The organism is Paenibacillus sp. NRS-1760 (genome assembly GCF_050467785.1).
Lineage (GTDB): Bacteria > Bacillota > Bacilli > Paenibacillales > Paenibacillaceae > Pristimantibacillus.
This window is the reverse complement of sequence record NZ_JBITPK010000014.1, coordinates 315,107-327,004: the sequence shown is the minus strand read 5'-3', so window position 1 is coordinate 327,004 and position 11,898 is coordinate 315,107. Positions and strand designations below refer to the sequence as shown.

Below are 11,898 nucleotides of genomic sequence, written 5' to 3'. Positions count from 1 at the left end.
GTAATGAAATATGATAAAGTCCCGAATGCGGACGATTATCCTTTGACCGAGCCAATCATAACGCCCTTGACGAAGTAACGCTGCAAAAACGGGTAAATACACAAGATCGGAAACACCGTGATAACGAGCAAAGCCATTCGAAGCGATTCCGGTGTTGCCCCAGCCACATTGACGCTGACGGTCTGACCGCCTTGCTGCGCCGCTCTCTGCATGGAGGATGATAGCGCTTCCGCTTCGGTCAGCAATTCTTGCAGCAGCGTTTGAACTGGTATCAGATTTTTATCCGACACATAGTAGGCGCCTGTAAACCAGTCGTTCCAATGCGAAACCCCGATAAACAAAGCGATAGTCGCAAGAACTGGACCCGATAACGGTAGTATGATTTTAAGGAATATTTGAAAGTCACCGTAGCCGTCAATTCGTGCCGATTCCTCTAGCTCCTCCGGTATGCCTTGCAGGAACGTTCGAAGAATGACGATATGCATGAAATTGAACAGCATCGGAATGACATATACCCAAAAACTGTTGATCAGATGCAGCTTCTGCAAAGTGATGAAATACGGAATGAATCCAGCGCTGAATATCGTTGGCAAAAAGATGTAATACGTAAAAAATGTTCTTCCTGGCAGCGTTTTTTTGGAAAGCGCATAAGCCATCAGCGTACAAAGACCTACGTGCAGGAATGTGCCGAGCACCGTTCGAAGCAGCGTAATTTTGTAGGCCTGCCAAATGCGGGCATTATCAAAAACCTCTACGTAATTGTCGAGTGTAAATTTACGAGGGAAGAAATAAAGCGCACCCATCATCGAATCTTTTCCATCGTTGAGCGAGTAGACCAGAATGTAAATAAACGGGTAGATCATCGACAATCCGAACAATGTTAAGAAAATATAATTACAAATGCTAAATATAGAAAATCGGCTTTTCGCCATATCAAACCACTCCTTAAAACAGGGATACGTCGCTAACCTTGCGAGCAATTCGGTTGACAGTCACGATGAGAATGAGTGCAATGACACTCTGGAATAATCCTACAGCAGCCGCATAACTTAATCGGCCTTCACCTATACCGGAGCTGATAACATGCACATCGAGTACGCTGCCGATTGCGGCGGTAGCCGGACCGTTCAGCAGGAGCAGCTGCTCATAACCAGCGCTCATTAAGCTGCCGGCCGAGAGTATGAACAAAATAACGGCAATGTTGCGAATACCAGGAAGCGTTACATGCCACATTTGGCGAGTGCGCCCAGCGCCGTCGATCTTAGCCGCCTCGTAAAGCTGCTGGTCAATGCCGGCGATTGCTGCCATATAGATGATCGAGTTCCACCCGATGTTTTTCCAAATATCTGAGCCTACAACAATTTGATAAAACCATGTTGTATTGTTCAAGAACTGAATCGGTTCTACACCAAACACACCAAGCAATTCATTGATTGGACCTCCAGATGGAGTAAGAAGACGCTGCATCAGCGTAACAACGACAATCCATGAAACGAAATACGGTAAATAAGAAAGCGTTTGCACGGTTTTCTTAAATTTAATGTTGCGAACCTCGTTCAATAGGATTGCGAGACATATAGGCATTGCAAATCCGATAAGAAGCTTCATGAGACTGATGATAATCGTGTTGCGGATCAACTCGAATGACTGATAATAGGAGAAAAACTGCTGGAAGTATTTCAGTCCTGCCCAGGGGCTTCCAGTGAAGCCCCCAGAGAACATGAAATCACGAAATGCCACTTGTACGCCAAAAAGTGGAACGTAGGAAAAGAGGAAAAACCAGATGATGCCGGGCAGCATAAACAAATAAAATAGTTTGTGCCGCCAAATTCGTTTCCACAATACAGACTCTGTCATATGCTCTACCTCCTTGCCAAACGGATCGTTTTTATTTCAAATGGAGTAAAGGCCAGGTGGTATGCCCCTTCCTCCGCATGGATTCTATCGATGGGTGTTTCCATCAAATCAGTAAGCCAAGCATCCGCTTCGTTCATAGCTGCAATGAGTTTTGCCTTAAGATGTGTTCCTGCGGTTTCATATAAACGGATGATCAGATCATCCCCGTCCTCTGCCTGCTTCACCGTTTCAACCATCACATTGGAATGGTCAACGCTGAAAAATGATTTTGCTGCTGGCAAATGCTGTGCCTCGTCGCTTGCTGCCATGCTTACCGAACGCAGTGGTACGTTAAGCTCATATCCACGCTTATAAACCTCTGCCTGAACATGATCCCCTTTATGCGGGTACAAGGAGTACGTAAACTGATGCTCTGCTTGATCGGCTTCTGGATCTGGATACGATGTACTGCGCAAAAGATTCAAATCCAGCACATTCTGCCAAGCACGATGTCCGTATTTGCAATCATTGAGAAGTGCGACGCCATAATCCGACTCTGAAAGATCGATCCATTGATGAGCGCAAATTTCATCCTTCGCATAATCCCACAGTGTATTGCGATGTGTAGGGCGTTTCAAGTAGCCGAACTGAATTTCACAGCTCGCGCTGTCCGATCGAATATTGACAGGGAAGGATGTACGCAGCATCTTCGCTGATTCCTTCCAATCAACGTTCGTAACGAAATCGATGCGGCGGCTGCCTTGAGTCAGGATGACCTTCTGTGTCATTGTTGATTGACCAAACCGATATACAAGCAGCAAGCCTACCATTGGTCCATCTTGGAAAGCTGATGATTCAGCTGGCTCAAGCGGTACTCCTCCCGAGAGGCGATAATCTTGTTTAATATCCCATGCATCGCCCTCATCATGATACAGGCTGAGTTCATTCGCCTTCTGGCCATGCGGGATGATTTCCCGGCCAAGCTCTTTATCAATAATGGATATAATTGTGAAGTCTTCAGCGAACGTAACCGATAACAAATCATTTTCCATTATCCGATCGATAGCTGATGCCCTCATATCAGGAAAGAGGTTATTTGCCGCTGTTTTCTCTTGCGTCCGGGCAGCTGCAATTTCTGCTTCAGCTGCTGCCGTCTCAGCAAGCGCTAGTGAACCATTTGCAACGGCATATCCCATAGCAGGAATACGAACCCGCTGCCATGCGCCATTGTTTTCATACCATTCTTCCCGATCCCATGACAGGGAGTTAAAGATTACCTCAGAGCCTTTCTCAGCAGATACGGATTGTGCAACCGCTTCGTAAGCTTCGGAAATTAATTGCTCGACACGGTCCAGCAGTATAGCGTATCTCTCCAGCGATTCATCATATACGCGTTTAATAGAGGAGCCTGGCAATATATCATGGAATTGATAGAGCAGCACTTCTTTCCATATCGTTTCCAGCTCCTGCGCAGGATAAGGTTTGCCCTTTGTTCTTTCAGCCAAGACAGCTGCATATTCAAGCTCACGCAAAGCTTTCTCAAGCTTACGGTTATACCGTTTATTGCGCGCTTGGCTGGTCAGCGTTCCTTGATGGCGCTCCAGATAAAGCTCCCCGGACCACACTTGATAACGATCAGAACCAACTGCAAGCTTCTCAAAAAATTGTGAAGAATGCTCTTGAACAACTGGGCTAAGGCCAAGTAAATTTTTCTCCCGCTGCAATCTCTCGAGATGCTCCTCGCCAGGACCGCCTCCGCCATCGCCGATTCCGAACAACATGAGACAATTCTCCGATACGTTTTTGTCCATATATTCATTCTCTGCCTTCACAATGGAACGAGGTGCAGCCGGGCTGTTATACGTATCCTCAGGCGGCATATGAGTCAGGACACGCGAGCCGTCGATTCCTTCCCAGTGGAACGTATGGTGGGGATGACGGTTGTAAATGCTCCATGACAGCTTCTGCGTCATCATGTAATCAACGCCTGATTTTTTCAAAATTTGAGGCAGGCTCGCTGTGTATCCAAATACGTCCGGCATCCAAAGCGACTTCATCTCTTGACCAAACTCTGCTTGGAAATACCGTTTTCCGTAAAGGATTTGACGGATCAGCGCTTCTCCGCTAGGTACGTTTGTATCCGATTCAACCCACATCGCGCCTTGCAGCTCCCAGCGCCCTTCTTGCACACGCTCTTTGATGCTTGCATACAGCTTCGGATAATGGATTTTCATCCAATCATAAAGCTGTGGCTGGCTTGCTCCAAAGATGTAGTCGGGGTAACGTTCCATCATCCGCAGCACCGTTGAAAACGTGCGTGCTCCCTTACGGATGGTTTCGCGGATTGGCCATAACCAAGCCAGATCCATATGCGCGTGGCCGACGGCACTAATTGTAAGCACTGGATCTCCGCCGCGTTTATCAAGCTGCTCACGCAGCAGTTTCGATGCCTTAGCTACTCTTTCTTCACTCAAAGATGTAAGGATATGAGAGGCTTCATACAAAGACTGCAAAATGCGTGCTCTGCGTGCTGACCCTTCAGGCAAACGATCCGCCGTCTCCAGAAGCACCTCAGCGTCATAATAAAGCTGATGGATATTCTCGTGGCAGATTGCGACTTGGGCTTCCTTCAAAGTGCCGCTGCGGAAGCGACCGAACAGGTCGTTGCAGCCTGCATCGCCCCACAAATCAATTTCTTCATCCCCCTGCGCGCTTTCACTAATGTGTACAACACGTTTGCCAGGAAGGCCAAGGCTATAATCAAACTCAGAATTTATATTCGTTAAACCCTGAGTAGGTGTTCCCTCTTCATCTACTAAACAAAGCTCACCATTCACATCGATAAGAAGCACAATTTTGGAGCCCTTCGCCTCTTGCGGTACTTTTCCGCTAAAGTGAAACCAAGCGCAGTCCCAAAGATTTCCCCAACGGTCTCCCGCAGCGAGTTCAATCTTCCGGCCTGACTCCCTATCCTCGTAAGAAACCGGCTCCTCAGTAACCCAAGCGGTTACTCTCAAATCCGTAAGCGGCTTGTAGATTTGTTCCTTCAACCGGTCCAACAGCGACTTCAACTGCTCCGTTCTCACTTTTTCGTATGGCATTTGTAGGTCTCCTTTATCATCCAGTTCTATATTTCATACAGGCTTTTTCCCATACATGCCTATCGACTTCAAATTGTTAGCGTTTTCAGATCGTACTCGCGAAACTATTCAAAACTTCGCTATATGACTTTTGCAACCAAGCTTTATAAACATTCGTCTTATTCATAATATAATATATAGATTCAATATATTCAATATATAAATAAAAAAATCTTTTCCTTAGCGGAAAAGATTCTCAATTTTATCGCTTATTCAATTATTGAACTGGTCTTGGTCCAGTCGTTTGGCGGATAACCAGCTCAGGATTAAGCAGCGTTTTGCTATATCTATTGTTTGGGTCTACCCCATTTTCAATAATGTTGATCAGTGTGCTTGCTGCACGATAACCCATATCATGCTCAAACTGATTGATATGTGTAAACAAGCTGAACTCATCTACGATAGATGTCGGGTCATCGAAGCTGATAATAGACAAATCCTCAGGCACGCGAAGCCCCGCTTGCCTAGCCATTTGATAAATTCGAACAGCCAGCCTTCCGTTAAGCGTAATATACGCTGTAGCCATTCGGTTGCGAATATAGCGGTATAACGGGTGCTTCTCCGCATCCTTAAGACTACCAACATTAAAATCGGTAATAATATGAGCCGGATTAATGAGTGCGCCTTTGTTTTTCAAAGCGTCCATATAACCTTCAATCCGCTCCTGTACCGTAACCGTTTGCAGCGGAGAATCTGAGCAAATCGCAATTTCCCGGTGCCCAAGCTCCCACATATATTCGACAGCAAGGCTTGTTCCAAGCCTTCCATCCGCAGCGATATAATTGGTTTCTACGCCAGGCAGGAAACGATCGATAAGTACAAAGGGGTAGCCATTGAACTTCATATTTAATATTTCTTCGTTATAATTCTCTTCATCTACGGGAAATACAAGCAAACCATCCGTACCGAATTCCTTTAGTGTCTTAAACGCTTCTTTCTCTTTATCCACATCGCCCTCAGACAGCAAAATCATGCTTCGGTAGCCCTTTTCTCTTAGCGCCCTCTGCACTCCCTCAACTAAACGGATGGCAAAATAATCATAAATAGATGGCATAACGAGACCAATCATACGCGTTTTATTCTGGGTTGCCGCTCTTTCTAAACCAACTGTCGGCGTAACCGGCACTGTCTCATCCACTTCTACCGGCCCATCATTGCTGACGAAGCTGCCCTTTCCCGGTACCCTTGAAATGATTCCATCGTTCGCAAGTCCGACCATCGCATTCACTACAGTTATTTTACTGACGTTAAACAACTTCATTAGATCTTTTTCGGTCGGAATGCGGTCCCCCGCCTTCAAGCCTTCCGTAGCAATCAACTCGCGGATATAATCCTGGATTTTCTGGTAAAGCGGCGTACGGACTGTTGAATTCATTTGCTATCACCAAGCTCCATATTAATATTTGTAATATATAATATAGGTTAGCCTCTTTTTAGGCAATACCCACATCTTTGTCGAATGAAGTAAATTACCCTTCTTTAGAACTAAGGAAGACGCTAATTCACAGCTTTTTTCCTATACATCGGGCGTTTTCAACCACTTTTCTTGTCGAATATCGCAAATTTTGTATATATAATATATACAATATATATTTTTAATTGTATTCGAAATCGCTATCAATATGACAAATCATAAGCAATTCATCCATTTAAACCTCATTGTTCATACATCAACCTATGTCCTAAGTCATGCTTTCACCTGCGCCGTTGACTCTCGGTACAAGATCTCTCCAGCTACAAGCAGCTTCTCCATCGGCTCCTGCTTGTTCGTTATTCTGCTAATCAGCCTCTCTACCGCACGCTTGCCAAGCGCTTCCTTAGGCACATGCACCGTCGACAAAGAAGGTGTCATGCGATAGGAATCGTCAATGTTGTCATAGCCTGTAATGGACACCTCTTCCGGCACCGCTATACCTAGCTCCTTCATGGCATCAATCGCACCGATACCGATCATGTCATTTGCACATAGAAGCGCCGTTGGCATCGTTTTTGCCTTGAGTCTTTTGATTGCCCACTGTTTTATCGGCTCTTGAAACTGCTCATGCTCAAAACCTTCAACGGGAAGATAACAGTCATTGCTCATTTGGAACCTAGGCTCCACCAGAGCCTGCTCCTCCAGTACACTTCGGAACCCAAGAAACCGATCCTTAAAGCTCCGCGAATAATTCATATCCCCAATAAAGCACAGCTGCGTATGTCCTTTACCAATCAAATGTTTCGTCAAGCGATACATAGAATCATAATTGTTCGTAAACACCGTATCGCTAGGAATTAACATATCCTCATGATCCACGAGCACCATTGGCAAGCCGATGCGATGCACCTCTAACAGCAGCGGAGTTGAAATTTCTCCCACGCCGATAAGCCCCAATATGCCATTCGGGTTCAAGAAATGAAGGAAATGATCAACGCTTTGCTCTGACACAATGACCATGCCATAACCATCTTTCTCCAATCGCGAAGCAATCCCATCGAGGATTCTTCCCCAATACAGCGACTCCTTCGTTTGGAAGCGAATATTAGGCATAAGCACAAGCACCGATTGTTTGTGGGCGGCAGGCGTTTTGGGAAGCTGCTCAAGCTTCATTGTTTTCACATAAGCATTCTTTTGCGTAAAATAACCCAGCTGCGATGCCGCTTGAATAACCCGCTCCTGTGTTGCCTCACTGACGCCGCCTTTGCCAGAGAGCGCCTTCGAGACAACAAACTTTGATACGCTTAAATAATCAGCAATTTGCTGCATGGTAACCTTGTTTGACATCGGTAGTCCACCTTAGCTTTCAGTAATGGTTCGCGCTTCTTTCCAGCGCCTATTGTATTCGGTAAACACCTTCTGCAAATCTGGAGAGGCAATCCACTCTTGAATATAATCGCCGGACCAAAATGCAATTTGAGCTGTATTCGCAATTTCAAGCAAGAGGTCGTCTGGCACTCTTCGCTCCAGAAATTCGATGTTGAACGATAGAAACTGTTGAAATTGCGGCAAGGAAGGCTGCTTATCCTCAATCACAGGCAAGAAGCCCGAATCATCAACATAACCAGATTCGTTTACAAAAAATTTGACCCACGCCTCGGCGAGCTCTTTGTTCTCGCTAAATTTGCTTACACCCACAAACCAATCCGGGCTTAGCGGCGAGAAGCGCTTCTCGCTATTGTCGTAAGGGAATGGGAAAAAGCCGATATCTTCCGATTTCGCACCCGCTGCAATAACTTGATTGATGACCCAGTTACCCATTAAATACATGGCGGCTCTACCGTCAGCAAGCTCTTTTTTGGATGTTTCCCATTGATTCGAAAGCAATTGGTTTTCCACATAACCTTTTGATATTAATGTTTTGACAATGGAAATTGACTGTCCCCATGCATTATCAATAGTCCACGGCTCGTCCGTGTTGACCATATTATTTAAATAGTCGGCATTGCCAGTCATATAGCTGACTAGATCCTCGCCCCAAGTCATAAGCGGCCACTGAGCGCCATAATTCAGATAGACAGGTACAATGCCGGCTTTCTTCAGCTTCTCGCATGCTGCATAGAACTGCTCCAAGGTCGTTGGGATTTGTGTAATGCCTGCCTTTTTGAAAGCTTGCTTATTATATACGATCCCTGTCGTGGAAGCGCCGGTAGCAATACCAAAGCGTTGTCCAGCATGTGCTTTAAAGTCTGCAAAATGAATATGCTCAAACAAGCTGTCGCTTAGCGGCTCAAAATAATCAGGCAAGTCTTCATTTTTAATATTGTTCGGAAGCAGCAGCACATCGCCTAAGCTGCGAGTGGATAAGCGCAGCATAATATCGCTGGCATAATTGGTTATGCCCTCAAACTTGACCGTTACGCCAGGATTCAGCTGTGCAAATTGATCGGCATATTTTTGAAACACGCCATTCTCCATCAGATCAACACGATTGGTCATCACATTAATCGTCACATTTTGACCAACTTGTTCCTCTTTGCTAACGGGCTCCTTTTCCTTTTCGCTGTTGCCTTGTGCCTTCTGGCATCCCGTCAAGCCTATGCTGGACAAAAGAACAATAAGCAGCAGCATACAAATGTATTTGTTCATGCAGCGTCTCTCCCTCTTTATAGTGGAAACTGTAAAATAACCTCGGTGCCTTTACCCCGTTCACTGGTCACCTTCAAGCCATACGCGTTTCCGTAGTGGAGCTTGATACGCTCGTTTACATTTTTCAAGCCGATTCCGCCTGATTTGCGCTTGACGACCGCTTCCTCCGATCCTGTAAGTGAACGGTTTAAGCGATCTAATGTATCCTCATCCATGCCAAGCCCATCATCTTTTATGCGAAGCAGCACACCATGCGGCGTACGCTCGCTGCTCATCACAATTCTCATCGAGGCCTTATTGTCATCCATGCCGTGATAAATCGCATTCTCGACAATGGGCTGCAGCACAAGCTTAATCATAGGATACTTCAGCATGTCATCGGTTATATGCGTTTCTAAATGGAAGCGGTTCGGATAACGATAATTAAGCATTTCCACATAGTTGCGCATATGCAGAACCTCATTCTCCAGCGTTACTTCCTCATGCAAATCGCTTATGCTGTATCGCAGCAGCTTCCCGAGTATGGCAATCATGTCGGCTGCGATCTGATCGTCGTTCAGCTCAGCCGCCATTCGGATCGATTCGAGCGTATTATACATGAAATGCGGATTGATCTGGCTTTGCAGCGCGTGCAATTCAGCTTCCTTCTTCTTTGTCTCCATCAAATAAATATCCTGAATGAGGTGATCAATTCGGACAATCATTCGGTTGAACTGATTGCCTAGCTGTCCTACCTCGTCCCGATATTTCACTTGAAACTGAACGTTAAAGTCACCCTCCTGCACGTTCTTCATCAATCGCATCATTTTGCGTAGCGGATTCGTTAGTGCAAAGGAAAACACAACAGAAATAAAAAGCGCGACGATAATCGTAATAATTGTAGCGATCCAGGTTACGTTGCGAATGACAACGGCATCTTTCGTCAGCTCACTATCCGGAATGGAGGTCATTACCTTCCATTTCGTATTGGGCGAGGTCGTATAAATGTATAAACGATTAACACCGTCACGCTCAAAATAAAAGCTCCCCTTCGTGCCCTTTGCTTGGACTACCGTAGGATCACTCATAATGTTTGTGGCCATTCGCTGCTTGTCGCTGTCATAAACGACATTGCCAAGCTCATCGATAATGACCGATTTTCCATTTGTCACCTTGTCGAGCTCACTCATTTGATCCTCAATGACGCTAATATTCGCATCCACCGCAATCATGCCGATAGGCTTAAGCGATTTATCAATCACCTTGCGAACGACGGTAAATGCATATTTGACGCTCTGCAAATTGCTCGTATATTTTTGCGTGCTGAACAGTCTCGCTTCACCGCCAGAAGTATTAATGAGCTCTCGCCATTTCTCATAGCTCTCCTTCACGTTCAGCCGAATGCCTCCGCCTGCTGTAGAATAATAGCCATTGCCGAACTGATCAAATATATAAACCGAGTTGGCGCCGCGTTTTATCGTATTGATGAACGAAATATTTCCCTCTATGCCTCGCTGGATTAAGAGCAGAAGGTCAAAATCGTCAGGCACCTGATTGCTATTATCGATCGATGTTTGCTGCCTTTTCTCGTAATAGCTGTTCGAGAGAATCAGGTTTTGTTTGATATCGTTCTGGTACGCAGGAATAGAGGAAATACGAATCATATCCTCGATATAATCGTCAACACGAACCATCATGTTCTCAAGCATCTTGGTCGAATAAACAATCGTTTTCTCCTCAATCGAACGCGAGTAATTGCTATATGAGATGTAGCCTATAAACGATAACGGCAGCGTGATTAGAAGCAGGAAAACGATAAACAGCTTCCCCTCCATTCTCATGCTGCCTAAAGCTGCCCATATGCGCCACAATCGTTTTCTGGGGCTCATCCTCTTAACTCTCCCTTATTCTAGATGGCAGGCATAACGTTTCCGCCGTTTACAGGAATGTAAGCGCCAGTTATAAAGCTTGCTAGATCCGATGCTAGAAAAGCGACCGTATTGGCAATCTCTTGGTCCGTTCCTCTGCGTTTTAGCGGAACGTTTTGTGAATAAGCAAGGTTCTCCTCCGTACCGGTGGCACGATCGCGATCACTGATGGTCCACCCTGGCGCCACCTGATTAACCGTAATTTGATGCTCTCCAGCTTCTTTGGCTAACACACGATAGACGCCATCCATCCCGCGTTTGCCAGCTGTATAGGCTGATTGTCCTGCAAAATTTTGCATCGCGCATTCGGTGTTGATGCCAATGACTCTACCGCCGCCCCGCTCGATCATTGCCGGCACAAAAGCTTTCGCTAAAAAGACGCTTTGCAATACGCAGGATTCGAATTGGCTGACATAATCAGCAACAGGCTGTTCTAGTATGCTTGTCCATTGGTACTGAATGACCGCGTTAGCGACAACGATGTCTACATCGCCGAGCTCCTCTGTTACCTTAGCTTTCATTTCATTAATATGCTGCTCACTCGTTACGTCTGCCTGTACGATCATTGCTTTTCTGCCCATAGCTGTAATTTCCGTCTGCAATTCTTTGGCCTTTGCTTCGTTATTATTGTAGTGCAGAACGATGTTAGCGCCGCAGCTTGCCAGTGTACGTGCCATTACCCGTCCTAAATCGCCAGTAGCTCCTGTGATTAACGCTGTTTTATTAGAAAGATCAATGTGCATGAATAAGGTCACCTTTCTTTATGGAAACAGATTTGTTAGATCATTTACTAATAATTATGCTACCAAAAAATATTCATTTTATAAAGCTTATCCAATAAAAATGAATTTGTACACACAAGTAAACGATACGGTGAATTAATTTACAATATGGTTATCTTCTCCATGGCTTGCAGCGGCTATTTCTAGCAATATTCCTTGTGATTTCGACT

8 protein-coding genes are annotated in these 11,898 nt (G+C 45.4%); all 8 read right to left on the bottom strand.

The annotated features are described in order from the left end of the window. Nucleotides 1-35: 35 nt before the first annotated feature. The 8 genes from ACIFSR_RS20700 to ACIFSR_RS20665 all read right to left on the bottom strand — a co-directional run bounded on the left by ACIFSR_RS20700 (nucleotide 36) and on the right by ACIFSR_RS20665 (nucleotide 11,689). A complete protein-coding gene (locus ACIFSR_RS20700; RefSeq protein WP_339204670.1) occupies nucleotides 36-932 on the bottom strand; it encodes a carbohydrate ABC transporter permease in 897 nt (298 codons plus the stop codon). Between the two features lie 13 nt (nucleotides 933-945). Further along, nucleotides 946-1,857 carry an ABC transporter permease gene (locus ACIFSR_RS20695; protein ID WP_076268992.1) on the bottom strand — a complete coding sequence of 304 codons (912 nt, stop codon included), beginning with the start codon at nucleotides 1,855-1,857 and terminating at the stop codon, nucleotides 946-948. Nucleotides 1,858-1,862: 5 nt separating this feature from the next. Continuing rightward, the gene (locus ACIFSR_RS20690; RefSeq protein WP_430059642.1) at nucleotides 1,863-4,937 is read right to left on the bottom strand and encodes an alpha-mannosidase; all 3,075 of its coding nucleotides are present in this window, start codon (nucleotides 4,935-4,937) and stop codon (nucleotides 1,863-1,865) included. Between the two features lie 256 nt (nucleotides 4,938-5,193). Beyond that, complete coding sequence (locus ACIFSR_RS20685; protein WP_339204672.1) at nucleotides 5,194-6,351, bottom strand: GntR family transcriptional regulator; 1,158 nt, start codon at nucleotides 6,349-6,351, stop codon at nucleotides 5,194-5,196. A gap of 312 nt (nucleotides 6,352-6,663) precedes the next feature. Further along, a complete protein-coding gene (locus ACIFSR_RS20680; protein ID WP_430059640.1) occupies nucleotides 6,664-7,737 on the bottom strand; it encodes a LacI family DNA-binding transcriptional regulator in 1,074 nt (357 codons plus the stop codon). A gap of 12 nt (nucleotides 7,738-7,749) precedes the next feature. After that, the gene (locus ACIFSR_RS20675; protein ID WP_339204674.1) at nucleotides 7,750-9,039 is read right to left on the bottom strand and encodes an ABC transporter substrate-binding protein; all 1,290 of its coding nucleotides are present in this window, start codon (nucleotides 9,037-9,039) and stop codon (nucleotides 7,750-7,752) included. Between the two features lie 17 nt (nucleotides 9,040-9,056). Next, a complete protein-coding gene (locus ACIFSR_RS20670; protein WP_339204675.1) occupies nucleotides 9,057-10,907 on the bottom strand; it encodes a cache domain-containing sensor histidine kinase in 1,851 nt (616 codons plus the stop codon). A gap of 20 nt (nucleotides 10,908-10,927) precedes the next feature. Beyond that, on the bottom strand, nucleotides 10,928-11,689 hold the full coding sequence (locus tag ACIFSR_RS20665; protein ID WP_430059637.1) for an SDR family NAD(P)-dependent oxidoreductase: 762 nt from the start codon (nucleotides 11,687-11,689) through the stop codon (nucleotides 10,928-10,930). Nucleotides 11,690-11,898 lie beyond the last annotated feature (209 nt).

Bases quoted from the DNA above. Each gene is read 5' to 3' on its own strand.
- ACIFSR_RS20680 (WP_430059640.1), bottom strand. From the start codon at position 7,737: ATGTCAAACAAGGTTACCATGCAGCAAATTGCTGATTATTTAAGCGTA.
- ACIFSR_RS20685 (WP_339204672.1), bottom strand. From the start codon at position 6,351: ATGAATTCAACAGTCCGTACGCCGCTTTACCAGAAAATCCAGGATTAT.
- ACIFSR_RS20695 (WP_076268992.1), bottom strand. From the start codon at position 1,857: ATGACAGAGTCTGTATTGTGGAAACGAATTTGGCGGCACAAACTATTT.
- ACIFSR_RS20665 (WP_430059637.1), bottom strand. From the start codon at position 11,689: ATGCACATTGATCTTTCTAATAAAACAGCGTTAATCACAGGAGCTACT.
- ACIFSR_RS20675 (WP_339204674.1), bottom strand. From the start codon at position 9,039: ATGAACAAATACATTTGTATGCTGCTGCTTATTGTTCTTTTGTCCAGC.
- ACIFSR_RS20700 (WP_339204670.1), bottom strand. From the start codon at position 932: ATGGCGAAAAGCCGATTTTCTATATTTAGCATTTGTAATTATATTTTC.
- ACIFSR_RS20690 (WP_430059642.1), bottom strand. From the start codon at position 4,937: ATGCCATACGAAAAAGTGAGAACGGAGCAGTTGAAGTCGCTGTTGGAC.
- ACIFSR_RS20670 (WP_339204675.1), bottom strand. From the start codon at position 10,907: ATGAGCCCCAGAAAACGATTGTGGCGCATATGGGCAGCTTTAGGCAGC.